The sequence below is a fragment of the Synechococcales cyanobacterium T60_A2020_003 genome (genome assembly GCA_015272205.1).
In the GTDB taxonomy this organism is placed as follows: Bacteria; Cyanobacteriota; Cyanobacteriia; order RECH01; family RECH01; genus JACYMB01.
The window spans coordinates 16,494-35,300 of sequence record JACYMB010000334.1 but is presented as its reverse complement, the minus strand read 5'-3'; the positions used below and the strand labels follow the sequence as shown (position 1 = coordinate 35,300).

Annotated in this window: 15 protein-coding genes and 3 pseudogenes; 13 read left to right on the top strand and 5 right to left on the bottom strand. The window is 51.3% G+C overall.

Translation table 11 applies throughout. The annotated features are described in order from the left end of the window. From IGR76_16600 to IGR76_16545, 12 genes and pseudogenes are all read left to right on the top strand, one after another. The coding region (locus tag IGR76_16600; protein ID MBF2080085.1) for a deoxyhypusine synthase family protein at positions 1-716 on the top strand (716 nt) is incomplete at its 5' end. A gap of 118 nt (positions 717-834) precedes the next feature. Further along, positions 835-2,556, top strand: coding sequence for an ABC transporter ATP-binding protein (locus IGR76_16595; protein MBF2080084.1), 1,722 nt, complete (start codon positions 835-837; stop codon positions 2,554-2,556). 279 nt (positions 2,557-2,835) lie between these two features. Next, on the top strand, positions 2,836-3,855 hold the full coding sequence (locus IGR76_16590) for a long-chain acyl-[acyl-carrier-protein] reductase (protein MBF2080083.1): 1,020 nt from the start codon (positions 2,836-2,838) through the stop codon (positions 3,853-3,855). A 115-nt stretch (positions 3,856-3,970) separates the two neighbouring features. After that, positions 3,971-4,957 carry an acetyl-CoA carboxylase carboxyl transferase subunit alpha gene (gene accA / locus IGR76_16585; GenBank protein ID MBF2080082.1) on the top strand — a complete coding sequence of 329 codons (987 nt, stop codon included), beginning with the start codon at positions 3,971-3,973 and terminating at the stop codon, positions 4,955-4,957. Between the two features lie 507 nt (positions 4,958-5,464). Further along, positions 5,465-6,190 carry an SDR family oxidoreductase gene (locus IGR76_16580; protein ID MBF2080081.1) on the top strand — a complete coding sequence of 242 codons (726 nt, stop codon included), beginning with the start codon at positions 5,465-5,467 and terminating at the stop codon, positions 6,188-6,190. A gap of 82 nt (positions 6,191-6,272) precedes the next feature. After that, positions 6,273-6,983 carry a GTP cyclohydrolase I FolE gene (gene folE, locus IGR76_16575; protein ID MBF2080080.1) on the top strand — a complete coding sequence of 237 codons (711 nt, stop codon included), beginning with the start codon at positions 6,273-6,275 and terminating at the stop codon, positions 6,981-6,983. A gap of 335 nt (positions 6,984-7,318) precedes the next feature. Beyond that, positions 7,319-7,986: pseudogene (locus IGR76_16570) on the top strand (IS5 family transposase). A 101-nt stretch (positions 7,987-8,087) separates the two neighbouring features. Beyond that, positions 8,088-8,240 (top strand): annotated as a pseudogene (locus IGR76_16565) (transposase). A gap of 298 nt (positions 8,241-8,538) precedes the next feature. After that, complete coding sequence (locus IGR76_16560; protein MBF2080079.1) at positions 8,539-10,371, top strand: FAD-dependent oxidoreductase; 1,833 nt, start codon at positions 8,539-8,541, stop codon at positions 10,369-10,371. A 376-nt stretch (positions 10,372-10,747) separates the two neighbouring features. Continuing rightward, positions 10,748-11,220, top strand: a pseudogene (locus tag IGR76_16555) (phycobilisome protein). Positions 11,221-11,288: 68 nt separating this feature from the next. After that, positions 11,289-12,029 (top strand): phycobilisome rod-core linker polypeptide, encoded by a 741-nt coding sequence (locus IGR76_16550; GenBank protein MBF2080078.1) that lies wholly within the window; start codon positions 11,289-11,291, stop codon positions 12,027-12,029. Between the two features lie 361 nt (positions 12,030-12,390). After that, positions 12,391-12,870: a hypothetical protein gene (locus tag IGR76_16545; protein MBF2080077.1), complete on the top strand. Its 480-nt coding sequence runs from the start codon at positions 12,391-12,393 to the stop codon at positions 12,868-12,870. A 79-nt stretch (positions 12,871-12,949) separates the two neighbouring features. Here IGR76_16545 and IGR76_16540 read toward each other — a convergent pair whose 3' ends face one another. The 5 genes from IGR76_16540 to IGR76_16520 all read right to left on the bottom strand — a co-directional run bounded on the left by IGR76_16540 (position 12,950) and on the right by IGR76_16520 (position 17,984). Further along, on the bottom strand, positions 12,950-14,209 hold the full coding sequence (locus IGR76_16540) for a methionine adenosyltransferase (protein ID MBF2080076.1): 1,260 nt from the start codon (positions 14,207-14,209) through the stop codon (positions 12,950-12,952). A gap of 152 nt (positions 14,210-14,361) precedes the next feature. Then, positions 14,362-15,102 (bottom strand): HAD family hydrolase, encoded by a 741-nt coding sequence (locus IGR76_16535; GenBank protein ID MBF2080075.1) that lies wholly within the window; start codon positions 15,100-15,102, stop codon positions 14,362-14,364. A gap of 106 nt (positions 15,103-15,208) precedes the next feature. Continuing rightward, positions 15,209-16,210, bottom strand: a complete 1,002-nt coding sequence (locus tag IGR76_16530; GenBank protein MBF2080074.1) for a 30S ribosomal protein S1 — start codon at positions 16,208-16,210, stop codon at positions 15,209-15,211. 316 nt (positions 16,211-16,526) lie between these two features. Next, positions 16,527-16,811, bottom strand: a complete 285-nt coding sequence (locus IGR76_16525) for a DUF3148 domain-containing protein (protein ID MBF2080073.1) — start codon at positions 16,809-16,811, stop codon at positions 16,527-16,529. Positions 16,812-16,868: 57 nt separating this feature from the next. Beyond that, positions 16,869-17,984, bottom strand: coding sequence for a sirohydrochlorin chelatase (locus IGR76_16520; GenBank protein MBF2080072.1), 1,116 nt, complete (start codon positions 17,982-17,984; stop codon positions 16,869-16,871). A gap of 484 nt (positions 17,985-18,468) precedes the next feature. Between IGR76_16520 and psb28 the strand changes: the two genes are divergently transcribed. Next, positions 18,469-18,804, top strand: coding sequence for a photosystem II reaction center protein Psb28 (psb28, locus tag IGR76_16515; GenBank protein ID MBF2080071.1), 336 nt, complete (start codon positions 18,469-18,471; stop codon positions 18,802-18,804). The last annotated feature ends 3 nt before the right edge of the window (positions 18,805-18,807 follow it).

Here is an 18,807-nt window from a genome sequence, read left to right as displayed (position 1 = left end):
AGTACGTTTACGCCATTGAACAACAGATCGGCGTAGAGCATTCCTCGCTGTTGGCAACAGCCTATGAGTGCGGCGTTCCTATCTACACCTCCTCTCCGGGCGATAGCTCCATTGGGATGAATGTGGCTGCCTTGGCTCTGGAAGGCTCGAAGCTGGTGCTTGATCCCTCGCAGGATGTCAACGAAACCGCAGCGATCGCCTATGGTGCTCGGCATTCGGGTATTCCGGGCGTAGACGGCAAGAGTGCAGCCTTGATTCTGGGTGGGGGCAGTCCGAAGAACTTCCTGCTGCAAACCCAGCCACAAATTCACGAGGTTCTGGGTCTGGAAGAGCGGGGGCATGATTACTTCGTGCAGATCACGGATGCCCGTCCTGATACGGGTGGACTGTCGGGAGCAACGCCCAATGAAGCCGTAAGCTGGGGCAAGGTGGATCCCGATGAGTTACCGAATACGGTTGTGTGCTACACCGACAGCACGATCGCCCTCCCGGTCATGGGAGCCTACGTCATGAACCAATGCGCGGCTCGTCCTCTGAAGCGTTTGTACGATCAGCGGGAAGGACTGCTAGAGCAACTACGCCGCGATTACTTTGTGGCCCTAGAGGAGCAGAAATCCGCTGAGGAACAACCTGCGATCGCCCTTCCTAAATTAGAGGAAGAATCTCGTCAACCTGTAGCTACCTATCCCTGCGGGACCCCCATCCGCAAAGGGTAGATTCATCAATTCGCTGATTTAACTGATTTGTAGCGAGGAGGGGCGATCGACAGATCGCCCCTTCTGTCATAATGAACAGCGATCGCCCAGATACTTTCTGTTCCGTCGAGATGTGCCCATGAACGACGTTTTGCTCCAGGTTGACCAACTGCGGGTTGCCTATCCCTATTCGTTTCGTCAAACAACCCAGACCGAAGCGGACGAAGCGGGCGATCGCACTCAATGGGCAGTTGATGATGTGTCATTTACGCTGAAACCCGGAGAACGGCTAGGACTAGTGGGCGAGTCGGGGTGCGGAAAATCTACTCTGGGACGCGCGATCATGCGGCTTTTGCCCGCCCAAAGCCAGATCCAAGGCCAAGTGTCGTTTGAGGGGCGATCGGTGCTTGATCTGTCCCCACGAGACCTGCGGATATTTCGGGGAGAATCCATTGCCCTGGTTTTTCAAGACCCCATGACCCGCCTCGACCCGCTGATGACCATTGGTGACCACTGCCTGGAAACGTTGCAAGCTCACCGTCCTGACCTATCGACCGCAGACGCCAAAGCCCTAGCCCTGGAAACCCTGGCGGCGGTGAATATTCCGGCGGAGCGCTGGGGGCAATATCCCCACGAATTTAGCGGCGGTATGCGGCAACGGGTGGCGATCGCCCTTGCCCTACTTCTAAATCCCAAGCTGATCGTGGCCGATGAACCCACTACCAGCCTGGATGTCACCGTTGCCACCCAAATTCTGAACGAACTAACCCGCCTTTGCCAGGAACGGCAAATGGCGCTAATCCTGATTTCCCACGACCTGGCAATGGTGGCGGAATACTGCGATCGCATTGCGGTGATGTATGGCGGCAAGATGGTGGAAACCGGAATGGTGCGCGACGTCCTCACCCATCCCCAGCACCCGTATACGCGATCGCTCCTCCAATCCGCTCTCCACATTCAAACGGATTCCACCGACACAAACCTTACTCCCCAAGCGACAGTAACGATAGCGGAATCCAATGAACCCATTCCTCTCCTGCGAATTCGGGATCTGAAACAGTACTTCACCCTAGAAGAAAGTTTTCTCGCACGACTGTTCAGTAAGCCGGGGCAATCGGGAAACGGTAAAAGCGATCGCACCATTCGCGCCGTTGATGGCGTATCCCTGGATCTGTATCCTGGTGAAATTCTGGGCTTGGTGGGCGAGTCGGGTTGTGGCAAAAGCACCCTATCCCGTACCATCCTGCAAATTATGCGACCCACCAGCGGCACGATAGAGTTTTTAGGCCGGGATATCACCCACCTACCCCGGGCAGCACTGCAGCAGCAGCGGCGGCAAATGCAAATGGTCTTTCAAGATCCGCGTGCCTGTCTGAATCCGTTGATGACCGTGGGACAAAGTATTGCCGATCCGCTGCTAATTCATCGCCTTGCCGATCGGGTCAGGGCAAAAACGGCAGTGGTGGCGATGCTAGAGCGGGTGGGGCTGACTCCGGCGGCGGAATTTTATAATCGCTATCCCGGTGATTTATCCGGTGGGCAGCAGCAGCGAGTGGCGATCGCCCGTGCCCTGATTACCCATCCCAAACTTCTCATCTGTGACGAACCCGTAAGTATGCTGGATGCTAGCGTTCAGTCCCAAGTTTTAGAACTGATGCTGGAACTCAAAGACGAATTTGACCTGACCTACCTCTTTATTACCCACGATCTCTGGGTGGCGCGGTACCTGTGCGATCGCATCGCCGTCATGAATGCTGGAAAAATAGTTGAAATTGGCGATACAGCTTCCATTTTTAGTCATCCACAGCACCCGTACACCCAAGTGCTCCTGTCAGCTATTCCGCTCTTACAAACTCTCTAAATTCAACGTTTACAACCTTAGAACGAGTGCTCCTTCTAACCTCGTCCCAATCCCATCCCAATTCCTACGAGCAGGTTTTGCACTCCCCAGAATTTCTATTAAAGCCAATCTCCTCAACCCATCTACGCCTCAGTTTTTCCTCAAACATTCCCATGCCCTATCTAAAGAGATGTCGTCGGGGAAAAAAGTTGTGTAGTATTTTTAATGGACTGTGGTTATGTTCGTGGTATCGTCGTCATTTAGCTAGGATTGCCAGTCGGCAGGGTTGTAGAGAACTTCATGTTTGGTTTAATCGGTCACCTCACAAGTTTGGAGCACGCCCAGGAAGTTGCGCGAGACTTAGGATACCCAGAGTACGCCGACCAAGGCTTGGACTTTTGGTGTAGCGCTCCCCCTCAGATTGTGGACACCATTAAGGTTAAAAGTTTAACCGGGCAAGAAATTGAGGGACGTTACGTGGAGTCCTGCTTCCTGCCAGAAATGCTAGCCAACCGTCGGATCAAAGCGGCGACCCGCAAAATTGTGAACGCTATGGCTCATGCCCAAAAGCACGGCATTGATATCACGGCGTTAGGTGGGTTCTCCTCCATTATTTTTGAAAACTTTAACCTCCAGCAGATTCGCCAGGTACGCAACGTGAAGCTGGAGTTTGAGCGGTTCACCACTGGCAATACCCACACTGCTTACATTATTTGTCGGCAGGTCGAGCAGTCCGCACCCAAACTGGGGATTAATCTTTCGGATGCGACGGTTGCCGTCTGTGGCGCTACAGGTGATATTGGCAGCGCGGTTTGTCGCTGGCTCGACGCCCGGATGGATGTCAAAGAACTGCTGCTTGTTGCCCGCAACCAAGAGCGGTTGCAAAATCTGCACGAGGAGCTAGGCCGAGGTAAAATCATGAGCCTCGATGAAGCCCTACCCCAAGCGGATATTGTGGTGTGGGTCGCTAGTATGCCAAAGGGCATTGAGATTAACCCAACGACGCTGAAGCAACCGTGCCTCCTAATCGACGGTGGATACCCTAAAAATCTTGGCATGAAGCTTCAGTATCCTGGGATTCATGTGTTGAATGGTGGGATTGTTGAGCATTCGCTGGATATCGACTGGCGGATCATGAGTATTGTGAATATGGACGTTCCTGGCCGCCAGCTTTTTGCTTGCTTTGCGGAGTCTATGCTGCTGGAGTTTGAAAAGCTCTACACTAATTTCTCGTGGGGGCGAAATCAAATCACGCTGGAGAAAATGGATTTAATTGGCCAAGTTTCGGTCAAGCACGGATTCCAACCCCTCTTAATTTAAGTCGTCTACGCTGGGTGACTCTGAATCTTCATCCAGATCCAGGTCATCAAGCTTTAAAGACCGCCTTAAGGGCGATCGCACCCCCTTCAAACGCCAAACGCTAGATCTTATAGCTATGCCTACCCCCGAACGCAGACCCATTCTTCTTGATTTTGAGAAGCCGTTGATCGAACTCGAATCTCGCATTGCCCAGATTCGCGAACTGGCTGAGGAAAATGACGTAGACGTGTCTGACCAGATTCGTCAGCTTGAGAATCGTGCGGTGCAGTTGCGGCAGGAGATCTTTAGTGGCCTCTCTCCTGCTCAACGATTGCAGGTGGCGCGGCATCCTCGCCGACCCAGCACGCTGGACTATGTACAAGCTATTAGCGATGAGTGGATCGAATTGCATGGCGATCGCTGCACGGGAACAGACGATAAGGCATTAGTGGGTGGGATTGCCCGCATTGATGGGCGTCCAGTGGTGATTATTGGGCACCAAAAAGGCCGAGATACTAAGGATAATGTGGTTCGCAACTTTGGGATGGCCTCTCCGGGCGGCTACCGCAAAGCGATGCGGCTGATGAATCATGCGAACCGCTTTGGGATGCCCATTTTCACGTTCATTGACACCCCTGGTGCGTATCCTGGCGTAGAAGGGGAGCGCCTGGGACAAGGAGAGGCGATCGCTTTTAATTTGCGGGAAATGTTTCGGCTCGATGTACCCATTATTTGCACCGTCATTGGTGAAGGCGGATCGGGGGGGGCCTTGGGAATTGGTGTGGGCGATCGCCTCATGATGTTTGAGCATTCTGTCTATACCGTTGCTAGCCCCGAAGCCTGCGCGGCCATTTTATGGAAAGACGCGGCGAAAGCTCCGCAGGCGGCAGAAGCCCTCAAAATCACCGCAACGGATTTGAAATCTCTGGGAATCTTAGACGAAATTTTGCCGGAGCCTGTCGGGGGTGCTCATTCGGATCCACTACAAACCTCTGAAACGTTGAAGGAGGCTCTTGTCCGTAACCTAGCGGAACTCAGTCACTTGAGCAGTGCAGAGCGCCGGGAGATCCGTTACCAGAAATTTAGACGCATTGGTATGTTTACGACTGAAGCCTCTGCTTAAGTCCTATTGAATTGGCATATCCTAGGGCGTTCTAATCCTAATGGCACTAAAACATCACGAAAGTTCGGTAATCACCGCACAGAATTCCATCATGGAATGAAGAAACGCGGTGTTATAATTCAATATGGGATTTGTAACGAAGCGTTACGATTCTAAAATTTCGAAAGGTCGCTTTTGAGTAAAGTGACGATGTTCATCTGAATTTAAGGTTCCTACACTAAATTTAGATGACGTTTCCTGACCACACTCCCTGAATGGGGCGCTACTTAGTGCGTCCTTCAAAAGTTTCCAGTATTAAAGAGGTGCTTTGCCTTAATGACCTTTAGGATTAGCCGACTCTTGCTGCCAACGATCGCTCTACGGCTCTTTGGCATCTGTCTCCGCTCCTACATGATCCAGCCTGCGGGCTAGGGGTTTTCCTGTCCACCTCTCTTTCGCGATCTGCCGTGATGGAGGTATCGCTGTAGATAGAACAATTGTTTCAACAGTGTCAACTAGAGATTTTTCATGGTTTTATCCCAAAAGCGACGTGCTTTGATTACCGGAGCCAGTAGCGGTATCGGCAAAGAGACGGCGATCGCGTTTGCAAAGGCTGGTATTGATTTAGCTTTAGTCAGTCGCTCCACTGATCGCCTAGAGCCAGTTGCTCAGCACGTGCGCCAACTCGGTGTCAGTGCTGAGGTTTACGCCGTTGATCTGGCACAGGTGCATGAGGTCAAGGCTAAGGTGGAAGCGATCGCCACCGCTGGCGAGCCGATTGACATCCTGGTGAACAACGCCGGAATTGGGTATACCGGGGATTTGCGCTCTATCCCCTTGGAGGATTGGCAGCGGGTATTGGACTTGAACCTAACCAGCGTTTTTCAATGTATTCAAGCCGTGCTGCCCTCCATGCGCGATCGCCAATCGGGAACCATCGTTAACGTCGCCTCGATTGCAGGATATCAAGCGTTTCCGGGGTGGGGAGCCTATAACGTCAGCAAGGCCGCCTTGATTTCGCTCTCTAAAACCCTCTCCGCAGAAGAGCGGAGTAATGGAATTCGAGTAACGATTGTCAGCCCCGGAGCGGTCAACACGCCGATTTGGGATACAGACACCGTACACGCTGATTTTGGGCGTGACAAAATGCTGACCCCCGCTACCGTTGCTCAAACTATTCTTCAAGCCGTCCTCATGCCCGAAGAGGCTGTCATCGAAGAGTTGATTGTAATGCCTAGTGCAGGAGCACTATAACTTGCTCACCGCTTGGTTCCGTAACTGAGCGAACGATCGCCCCTTGTCCAAATCGATCACAGGAAATAACACTGTACAACCTATGACTATTGCTTCAAACGGTACAAACGGTACGATGTCCCTATCCACAGACTCTAAGGAAAAGCCGTCTCAAGTTACTTCTCGTCCTGATCGCAGCACCTCCCATGGACAGGTTTCCCAACCTCATCCTGTGCCTGAAACCGCGAAAGAGGACATGATGGATGCCGTTCGCTCCATCTTGTTAGGCGTGGGTGAAGATCCAGAACGGGAAGGGTTGTTGAAGACGCCAAAGCGGGTTGCTGAAGCCATGCAATTCTTGACCTCTGGCTACAACCAATCGCTGGAGAAGCTGGTGAACGGTGCCATCTTTGATGAAGGTCATAATGAGATGGTTTTGGTCAGAGATATTGACTTTTTCAGCCTTTGCGAACACCACATGCTGCCATTTATGGGCAAGGCGCACGTGGCCTATATCCCGAATCAAAAGGTGGTAGGGCTAAGCAAAGTGGCGCGAATTGTGGAAATGTATTCCCGTCGCTTGCAAGTGCAGGAACGACTCACCCGCCAAGTTGCGGAAGCGATTCAGGAAGTTTTGGATCCTCGCGGCGTTGCCGTTGTGATGGAGGCTACGCACATGTGTATGGTGATGCGCGGAGTCCAGAAGCCCGGATCATGGACGGTCACCAGTGCGATGGTTGGTGTCTTTCAAGACGACCAAAAAACTCGTGAAGAGTTTCTCAGCCTGATTCGCCATCGTCCTGCCTTCTTTTAGACGAGCCTAAAACTAATACACAGGATCACAAAACTAGCTAGGGCGCACTTCTTAGAGAGGTGCGCTTTTTTGCGAAAACTACAACAGCTACAAGCAAACACGCGCGATGGGATTGCATAAAATGTCCATGTCCTAAGCTAGCGGGCAACAGCTATATTAGACTTTCTGCACGAAACAATCGATCGCACTGATCAAGATTCAATGGCGAGTCATGATGTTACCTAAGCTAGCGGCATCAGATGTAAGTACTGATTTATAAAGAAGAACCAAAGCAGGGTTAGGGGGAACTGAAACCAGTTTTAGGCTAGATGCAAATCCAAGATATCGCCCCAACCATGACTCAACTTCCGGACATTGCCAACCCAACCCGCAAGTCCTATCCAAGTGACCTGAGTGATTCTGAGTGGGAGGTGTTACGCCCGCTCATCCCGAAACCCAAAGGATTTGGCCATCCCGTTGAAGTGGATTTCCGAGAAATTCTCAACGGTATCTTCTCCGTGCAGCGGAAGGGGTGCCAATGGGAAATGCTACCGCACGACCTACCACCGTACAGCACCGTGTATTTCTACTTTCGGAAATGGCAACGCAAGGGAGTCTGGCAACAGATGCACGACCAGATCCGAGCAAACCTGCGGACACAGTTAGGACGAGAGGAGGATTCTACTGTAGCGATCGCTGATTCCCAATCCGTCAAGATGACGGAAAAAAGGGGGAGGTCTACGGATTTGATGGTGGCAAGAAGGTTAAAGGGCGTAAGCGGCATATCGTCGTAGATTCGAGAGGTTTCCTGATTGGGGTACTCGTGACAGAAGCGAATGCCTCAGACCGATTAGGAGCAGTCGTGGTTTTGGAGGAGTCCCAGGATCAGTTGGCTCTGTTAGAGGTGGTTTGGGTGGATCAGGGCTGTTCCGGTAAGAACTTTGCGACGGCAGTACAGCAGATTTGTGGTGAGGGCGTGCGGGTTGAAGTGATTCAGCGGCAATCAGAGATCTTTGAGGTGTTATACCAATTTCAAAAATTCCGGCTACAGATGAAAGGCTAATATCCCTGGCGTAACAATGCATTCATAACTCAAAACTGAGAACTCAACACTCAGAATTGGTATTACCGAAGCGCTGGATTGTCGAGCGAACGTTGGGGGGGGTGAATCGATTTCGACGGCTAGGCAAAGACTATGAGGTGGACTCAGAGGTGAGTGAAGCGATGATTTATGGCTCCCGAATGCGCTTGATGCTTCGACGTTTAACGACGGCTTAAGATTTACTTTATAAATTAGCTCTTAGAGGCGGGTTTAAACAGCTTTAGGGAAATCTTGAATGGACTTGGAGGCGAGGTGTAAAAGGCTAAGAGATAGTGGCTAAATGGCCGCTTTGACGAGTTCCCTAAAAGTTTTAGTGAAAGTCATTGGCAACGTTGTCAGATTCGGTGAGGAACGATAGCGGTGGTTAGGAAGTCCGCAAAAAGAAAACGTCTAGCTTTACTCGGCACAGTGGTTGGAATTCTCGCCTTCAGTGCTGGGGGATGCTGGTCATGGTATCGCTGGCAAGAGGCTGCAATCCTGGAATTCGTTAATGGAAGCGTTTCCGAAAGCGCCAAAGATACCGACTTAGCGATCGCCCCATCTGCAACCTCCCCCAACGGTCGCCCCATCCTCACCCCCCTGCCCGACCCCGATGAAATTTGGGAGTGCGAAGTTGTCGTCATTGGGGGTTCCCTCGGTGGTGTGGCGGCGGCCTCCCACGCCATGCAAACCGGAGCCACCACCTGCCTCATCGAGCTAACCCCCTGGCTCGGCGGACAGATCAGTTCCCAAGGCGTCGCGGCGATCGACGAATCGCTGACCATGCGCGACCTGCAAAACTTTTCCCCAAGCTGGCAAAATTTCAAAGCCTTGATTGCTCAACAACCCGTCGATTTGCCCGACTGGGTTCCTATCTCGGACAGCGCTAAAGTCTCCGATATCAATAGTTGCTGGGTCGGACACCTTTGTTTCCCACCTATCGCAGGGGCGATCGCCTCAGAGCAACTCTTACAAGCCGCCCAACCATCTGCACCCAACAGCCAATGGCGCACCTCAACCGCTTTCAAAGGCGCAGAATTTGACGAATCCGGAGAGAGCATTACAGCCATTTATGCCGTAGCGAGAACGCCCAAAGATTCAACCTACGTGCCCCAAGGTCGTCTATCCCAAGAACTAGCTTCCTGGTACTCCTGGTCGGGAGATAACACCTTCACCAAAACGCCCCTGCGCCTCCAACCCCCACCGGGCAAGCGCATGATCGTAATCGACGCCACGGATACAGGCGAACTCGTCGGCTGGGCCAATTTTCCCCACCGGATCGGCTCCGAATCCCAAGCCACCACCGGAGAACTCAACGCCGCCGATCGCGACAATCCCCAATGTACCCAGGCATTTACCTATCCCTTTCTGTTGGGCTTGCACGATGATCAGGGAGCCAGCAAAGCCGCCTTCAAAGACATATCACCCCAATACTCCCGTGACGAGCATCGCCACAAATTTGATATGGAAGGCTTTCCCGTCTTTGAGGGACGCAGCTTTTTCAACTATCGGCGAGTAGTCAGTACCGTTCTCAACGATCCCTTCGTCGATCACCCAGCCCCAGGCGACATTACGATGGTGAACTGGAACCGGGGCAACGACTGGAGTTGGATGGATCCACCGCTGATTCTCACTGATGCAGAACTGGATGCCAACGGACAACGACAAAACTGGCTGGGGGGAATTTCAGCGATCGCCCTTCGTCACGGGGAAGATCACGCTCTACTCTTTGCTGAGTGGATGCTGGAAACCTACAGCCAACCGGACACCCTCCTCACTTTTCTCTACGGAGCCGAGATGCCCATGGGAACCCTGAACGGCCTCAGCATGGTTCCCTATATCCGCGAAGGTCGGCGCATTTTGGGACGATCGGCCTACGGTCAAGACGAATTCACGATGCGCGAAGCCGATCTGCGGCTAGACTTACCCGGAGGTCGGGACTTCACCTCCTCCGTGGTGGCGATCGCCCACTATGACATCGATATCCACGGCTGCCGCTACCGCAACGGGCAAGATTCCGGAGAAGCCAGCAGCGCACCCTCGCGAGAATTCAACGTGCGTCCCGTCCAGATTCCCCTCGAAAGCCTGATTCCCCAGGACGTTGACAATGTCTTGATTGGCGGCAAGGCGATCGCCGTCACCCATATTGTGAACGCCCTCACCCGTGTCCACCATGCGGAATGGGCGGTTGGGGGCGCAGCTGGGGTCACTGCAGGCTGGCTGATCACCCAACATCCTGACCTAGAAGTAGCCGAAATCGTCCCGCAAGGCAAAATGGTCGATTTACAAAACTACATGAAAAATGAAGGACTGCGCCTGGAATGGTGAACGAATTTTAGGTGTTTCACGACCCATGTATTAAGAAATACATCGAGATATGTAGAAACGCATCGAGGTGTTGAATGAGGGCGATCGCTGGGGCAATCTGACGATAGACGGATCGAAGAGAGCGATCGCCCGCTCAGCCTCTAGCGCTTGCATCGTTCACGTTATCCGTTAAGCAGGGAAAGGATCATTCCCTTCATTTATGGCCGAGTTCGATACAAATCAGGTTGGTTTGAGTCACGTGCCAGCCCAAGTTTTCCCATCGTGGCATTCAATTCATCAGCGCGATCGTTGGTTCATTGACGTTTAGACACTTCCCCAACGCCTGCCTGATCATCTACCCCGCATTTTGTCCTGCTGAATAGTCTTCAACGCAACTATGCACGCCCTAAACCACACCTTAGAAAAAATGTCATTGCCGTAGATGGCGGTTATCTCGATGCCCACGGGCTACGACCGCTTGAACAGTATCTGAATAGCTATCAGGTGCGTCTGAATGCGTACCATCAGCTCAGAGAACATAGCCCCAAGCTGGTACTGAAGGCACTCCAGCAGCTTGCCCATGAGTACCCTGAACTGATTAAGCAACACGGCAAGCGGTGTCAGTACGACATGACCGAAGTACTGCGCTACATTGCAGTATCGCTACTCCGAGATGACGAAACCTTCTTTATGGAAGAAATGATGTCTTGGCTAGACACCATTATCTTGGCCTACAAGAGAACCTCCCACTGTGCAACAGCGTATCGGCACCTTCAAGACGCTGTAAACGCTACTCTACCTCCCGCCGAGAGTGAACTGATTCGCCCCTACATTGAAAAAGTAATCGAAGTGCTCCAATCCCACGCCTAATTACATCGCTTTCCTGCATCTTTATTGCGACTCCAGCCTTTCAGTCTTAAACCCTTGGAGGAAGGCATATGGATAGCTTCACCCCGATTACTGTAAGTCGGACGTCTACTCGTGACGAACGCCAAGCTGCGCTGTATCAAATCTACCAACAAATCTTAGAACGCCAGCCGTATGCATACGAACGGCGATCGCTCGCCAAAGCCGAAAAAGACTTCTTGTCTGACAAAATTGGTGTTCGGCGCTTTCTTAAAGAATTAGGGCACTCTGAAGTTTATCTCAACTCTTTCTACCACACCTCGACTAATCTCAAGTTTATTGAATCGTGCTTCAAGCATTTCCTTGGACGTGCCCCCTTCAACTCTGAGGAAGTCCATGATTACTGTAATGTTTTGCTGACAGAAGGCGTTCATCACCTGATCACAGCAATTTTGGATTCAGAAGAGTATCGTAAGTTTTTTGGATGTTTCACGGTTCCCCATGCCCGTCATCCTCGATACTATGAGTCGCCCAAGGCTTATTTAGAATCCGATTTACTCAACCACGAATACTATGCTCAGCGGGGGCGCGCCATCCCAACGCTGTATTGGCATCAGCTTGGTTTGAATTGTGATGGTGGTGTCTGTATTTACATCGAAGACGAAGAGCTCTCTGTGACTCAATCCTTAGCGTCGTCAGCACCCGCGACCGCTACCTCTCCTGATGCATCCCGCTTGCAGGATGAGTTGCTCGAAATCTTGAATGCTCTCGGAGCAGACGAAGCTAAGGCGTTAGTGTCTTCTCTTGCCTCTGGACAGAAGCGGCCAGGTTAGGAAATCTGCCTCTAATCCATTTCACGGTTCTGTCTATTGCGCCCCAGTACGGGGCGTTTTTTGGATACTTGTTTTTTCACAGGATGCACTAATCTGCGCTGTTCTACGGTTGGGGGATGCTAATCCCAATTTCAAAAATTCTAGCTACAGATGAAAGGCTGAAATCCCTGACCTAGCAACGCACTGACAACTCAAAACTCAAAATTGATAGGAGGCCAACGTCCAAGTTTATGCGTCTGTCAGTTGTGGGTAAGAATAAATCTTAAATTTCCAAAGCGCTTTATAGGATTCTTATGGTTTGCCCTAATAATACTCTTGGGACTTTGTCCTAGAATCAATCCAACTCGTTTAGGAAACCTCCATGAGCACCTACACTGAACAAGAATTAGCCACCATCGGCAATGCCCCCATGCAAATTGGCATGGCGGCGGCAGCCGTTGACTTGGGTATTATCTCAACGGCAAAAGAAGCCGCCGCTCTGTCTAAAGAAGTGTTGAACGCGGGCAAAAAGTATCCCAATAATTCCATCATTCAAGCCGCTTTCTCGGAAGAGGCTATGAAAGCTGGCTCCATTAAGCTCGATAAGGAGGACATCACGGCGGAAGATGTGCAAAGCGGAACGGCTGTCGATAAGGCGATCGCCGCAACTCAAGAGGCGATCGCCCTAACGGAAGGGAAGGCAACGGCTGAAGAGGTCGCAGAATTCAAGCAGTTTGTGTACGAGTGTGCGGAAGTCGTCGCCAATGCGGCAGGAACGGGTCTCTTTGGTACGGGCAAAGAAAAAGTGAGCGACAAAGAGAAAGTAGCGTTGGAGAAGATTAAAACCTCATTAGGATTCTAATCCAGGTTGAGAACAGTAAGGGCGGATGGTTCACAGGACTGCTACACCATCCGCCCTTGTCATTGCGTTGGACGTGACTTTAAGAAACACCAGAGAGGAGCGCTTTCGCTTCCTCTTGCAGAACTGCGGCCTTATCCGTCTTTTCCCAAGGTAAGTCTAGGTCAGTACGTCCGAAATGGCCGTAAGCGGCTACGTCCTGGTAGAAGCGTCCACCCCGGTCACCCGGAAGTGCACTGAGGTTAAACAGTTGGATAATTCCGGCAGGTCTTAGCTCAAAGTGCTTTTGAACCAGCGCTAGCAAGTGATCATCTGAGATGGTGCCTGTACCAAACGTGTCCACCATGATGCTGACAGGTCGAGCTACTCCAATCGCGTAGCTCAACTGTACCTCGCACTTTTCAGCGAGTTCCGCAGCCACAATATTTTTAGCCACATAGCGACAGGCGTAGGCTGCACTTCTATCCACCTTGGTGGGATCTTTACCGGAGAATGCTCCACCTCCGTGGCGAGAATATCCACCGTACGTATCGACAATAATTTTCCGACCCGTTAACCCTGAATCTCCCTGTGGGCCACCGATCACAAACTTTCCAGTTGGATTGACAAAAAAGCGGGTACTCGTATCCGGCTTGACTGTAATGTCGGTGAAAACAGGCTCCACGACATGGCTCCACAAGTCAGTCTTGATCTTGGCCTGCACCGCCGCTTCGTCCGTGATGGCGTCAATCGTAGGGGTATGCTGAGTCGAAATTAGGATTGTATCGACACCAACAGGTTTGCCATCTTCATAAACAACCGTAACCTGAGTCTTGCCATCCGGGCGCAGATACGGAAGCTGCCCCGTTTTACGAACTGATGCAAGGCGTCGAGAAATACGATGAGCCAGACTGATAGGTAAAGGCATCAACTCTGGTGTTTCATTGCAGGCAAAGCCAAACATCAAGCCTTGATCACCTGCGCCAATGGCATCTAACGCTTCTTCACTGGACAGTTCGCGAGCTTCTTGAGCTTGATTAACGCCTTGGGCAATGTCCGGTGATTGCTCATCAATCGATAAGATGACAGAGCAGCTATCAGCGGAGAAGCCGTTGTTCGCATCAACGTAGCCAATTTCAGCAATCTTTTGACGAACAAGATCGACGTAATTGAGATGGGCTTTGGATGAAATTTCACCTGTAACCAGTACAAGACCTGTGTTCACCACCACTTCTGCAGCGACGCGGCTATGGGGATCGTGGGTCAGTAGCGCATCCAGGATCGAATCCGAAATTTGATCACAGATTTTATCGGGATGGCCTTCAGTAACCGACTCTGAGGTAAAGAGGTAGCGACGAGACAAGAGCGTATCCTCTCCTTGATTTTTCAAAAGAAACGGAATATCAAACGAATAAACTCCGCAAACGGATCACAACGATCCATTCATAGTAGTATAGTTTACCCGCTTGGCTATACCTCATGGTGCGATCGCGCCTTACAACTCAAGACTTTTTCCTAATATCGAACTTGAATCTCGCTCAAGTCTTGAATGATGGCATTTGCATTGGTTAGAGATGGGGTTAGTCCAGAGCCTCGATTAATTACAATACAACCCGCTGTGGACGCCGCGATCGCCATCTCGATATCAGAGTCAGCATCACCAATGATTAGCGTATGCCGTGGCAGGACATTCATAACTGCACAGGCTTGGATAATCATGGCGGAATTTGGTTTCGCTAAGGATTCGGTACTGCCCATCTGAACCGAGAGTAGTGGGGTGAGCTGATAAAACGCGGCAAACTCTTCAACATGGTCTGGGCTGTCTGCCGATATAATTCCCAACCGGATGTCTGCACGGTGGAGGATGTGCAGTAAGGTTAGTGCTCCGTCAAACAATGGGGTGTGAGCAGCCTTATTCGGTAAGGATTGATCTGCCTCCCGGAAACACGATTGCGCAATGGCTACTGCTTCTCGCCAGCCGCGTCCAGTTTCAGCAATGTAGGCCGCTGCCGCAATTTCATTCTCATGTCGGGTTCCTACAGCCATAAGACCAGCCGGGTCTAGGCGATCGCCATTGACGCCAAAGGCCATTAGCAGTGGATCTTGGGTGCCTGGAATTTGGGCATCTATGAGGCGCAATCGCCGCTGGGCAAGTTGTCGTAGATACTGATCTGCATCTGCTAACGTGCCGTCTTTATCAAATAAGATGGCTTGGATATCGTGGAAAACAACATTTTTACACCGGATGGTAACCATAGTTTTTATATTCAGGGGGTAATTCAGCGTTTAATAATCCAACAAAAAAGAGGGTGAAATTCACCCCCTTCTAAAATTTTAAGGACTTACGAATAGACGAAATGGTCTATTCACCTGCCATGATGGGCTCTTCCTCTACAACATCATCTGTCGCTGGAGGAATTTCGTCCTCAACCACAGCCTCAGGTTCTGCGGCATATTCATCAGCACCTTGAGCCTGCTGAAGCATCCGTTCACGATACTTCTCAGCCATCTCCTCAGCCTTGTCGTACACCAACTGAGGATTCTTAACCATGTCACCCGGTTCGGGTTCAAGCTGCTTGGTGGATAGCGAGATCCGCCCCCGCTCTGCGTCCAGATCAATAATCATGACTTTCACTTCGTCATTTACATTGAAGACGCTATGGGGTGTATCGATGTGGTCGTGGGAAATCTCGGAAATGTGGAGCAATCCGCTGACACCACCGATATCAATGAAGGCACCGTAGGGTTTCAAGCCGCGAACGGTTCCAATAACAACCTCGCCAACTTCGAGACGATTCATCTTCCGCTCAACCAACGCACGACGGTGGCTAAGCACGAGGCGATTCCGATCCTCATCAACTTCCAAGAACTTGAGGGGCAGTTCTTCCGCAACCAAATCTTCTTTCGGCTTGCGAGTGCTGATGTGAGAGCCAGGAATAAATCCGCGCAGTCCTTCGATACGAACGAGCGCTCCACCCCGGTTCGTCGCAAACACGGCAGAGCGAACGGTCGCATCCTCAGCTTGAAGCTGACGCACGCGTTCCCATGCCCGCATATACTCAATGCGGCGAATCGAAAGGGTAAGCTGACCATCTTCGTTTTCATCGCTTAGGATGAAAAACTCACGGGTTTCGTTGGGTTGAAGCACCTCATCTGGGCTTTCAATCCGGTTGATCGACATCTCCTGAATAGGAATGTAGGCAGCCGTCTTCGCGCCAATATCAATCAGAGCACCCCTCGGTTCGATGCTAAAAACTGTTCCAGCAACCGTATCGCCAGGACTAAAGTGATAGTCGTACTGATCGAGGAGCCTTTCAAAATCCTCATGTGTAAAGCCGATGTCGGGTGTTGCCTGATTGACCATGCTATTCCTACAAGGTTTTTCCGTGAACAAACTATATGTGTATGAAACTTACAACTGACGCTGGAGTGCGGCAGGCAAACACTTGCCTACCGTCTTGTGACATAAACGAATGCTAATCGGCATGACCCGACAGCTATCATCCTAGATGAACTATAATAACGCAATTTTGTGCCTTTAGGTTTGTATTCCGATTTAGATTATTTGTTTGCAGATTGGCGATCGCCCTTCAGAAACGCTTGACGGATAAATGGAACCATACGAGAGGCATTTGCTATCGATACTGAAGCAATGCCTCCCTATGTAACTGCTCTAGCTGTTAGGGCTGGTTATCCTCAGTATCCGGAGACTCCTGATCGGGTTCCGGAGAAATGGTCTCTAAATATTTTGCATCCAGAAGGAATGTTCCTTTCGTAAAGCGAACACTCCACGTTCCGCCCGGACGATAATCCATCAGGGTTCCTTCTTCGCCCACAGCGACGACGCCCGGTGGCCGCAGCATGGGCATGGGATCGGCAGTTTTAAAGTAAGGGGGAGGCTCACAAAGACGGACGCGATCGCCTGCTTTTAAGCTCTCACTCGATGTATTGGAAGCATCAATCATAGTCGAAATCGCAGAAATTGCTCGTATTGCCTACCTTCAATCTGGTTTATCACGTTCCTAGGGCACTTGCCAGATGCGATCGTGATATTGCTCTGGTTCTGCATAGGGATCCTCAGCCGGATGATCATGCCCGTGACCATGACTATGACTATGACTATGGGCGTGACCATGATCGGGGTGATGGGAATGTCCGTGATGGTGACTGTGCCCATGACTGTGCCCGTGAGCGTGACCATTTCCGGAATTCTCTAAGGCTGCTAACCGGAACTTGCACATCTCACAGTTCATCTGCACTTGCCCTAACTGTGTTTCCAGTTCGCGATCGCGCAGCACTGCAAAGAGCTGAGGATGCACTCCCATTTCGGGCAAGCACTGCATGACGATTTCTGGGAACTGAGCCTGCTGTTGGGCGGTAATGTCGTAGATTTTCTTGACGAGTACGCCTGTGAATAGAAAATAGGGTAGGACAATAATTCGCTTTGGCTGATAGAGGCGGGCGCGGTTGAACCCTTCTTCTAATCGGGGATGGGTAATGCCAATGAAGCAGGTTTCAACGGTTTTATAGCCACTCCCTTCCCAGAGGATTCGCGCCATTTTGTATACATCCCCGTTGGCATCGGGATCGCTAGCTCCCCGTCCTACAAACAGGAGAACGGTATCCGCCCGGGAAATTCCCTGGGGGTTCCATTCCGGCTGATCCAATTCCTCAAGGCGCGATCGCCATAGATCCAAAATGCCCGGTGTAATCCCAAAGTGCCGACCGTAGTGGAAGGTAAGCTGCGGGTGACGCTGGCGGGCGCGATCGAGTTCGTTGGTCACGTCGAACTTATTGTGTCGTGCAGCGAAAAGTAGAACCGGTAAAACGGACAGGTCGGTATAGCCCTGGGCAACACATTCATCCACACCTTGCTGAATCGAAGGCTCTGTCAGTTCGAGAAAGCAGGGGACAACGGGACGGGAGAGGTCAAGCTGCTGATAGGCATGGGCAAAATCGAGCAAGTTTTGCCGACCCTCCGCATCTCGGCTCCCGTGACCCACCAGCAAAACGGGACGCTGAAGGGGAAGGGGTGCAAGGTTCCCCAAGGCCTCAGAGGCGAGGCGATCGCTCTGGAGCGTAGGGGGCAAAATTGGCGCGATCGCGCTCGAACGATGCAAATTGTTTTCCCGATGCATAACCATGAACTGAAACTCCTTATCCTGTGCAACGCAGGACATGTAATGAGCAGCACACTGTTTGGCATTCTGGCTTGTGAAAGCGTATTGACTTCCACTCACAGTTGCGGCACAGCACCGGACTTTGCCAACAGCACCACCTATCCTTAAAGGTAGGCCGTTATCAATCACCGGATTTTCCCAAACAGCTGCGATGTTTAGCCTCGACATCTTAACGCATTCCCGAACAGGGCAAAATCCCGGTGGAGGGGACTTTTTGGACAATATCCTCGACAATGCTCAGCATGCATTCCAATCTAAAAGAGGGGCGAACCCTATGTAAGACCTGCAATTCACCATCGTCTAGGATGCGGTAAGACACGCCGAGGTCTTACCCTGTGCACGAACTTTTTCACCGAAATGCCTTTCGCGAGGGGTTAGCGAGATGGGATGATGGAAAAACTGTAGGTGACGCATTTGTTTATTAGGTGTAATAGCAATCGTTATGGCTGAAATTCAATTTGCCCAAGGCGTGGCAGAAACCGTAATTCCTGATATCCGCCTTACCCGTGCCCGGGATGGCAGCAGTGGGCAAGCCTTTTTCTATTTTCAAAATCCTGATGCGCTGAGCCGCGAGAGCAATCTTCAAGTCACCGGGATGTACCTCGTGGATGAAGAAGGCGAGTTGGTATCACGGGAGGTGAAAGCAAAGTTTGTCAACGGCCAACCTGAGGCAATCGAGGCAATCTACATTATGCGAAGTGCCGAGGAGTGGGATCGGTTTATGCGCTTTATGGAGCGCTATGCTGAGCAAAATGATCTTGGATTCCAAAAAGCTTAGGCC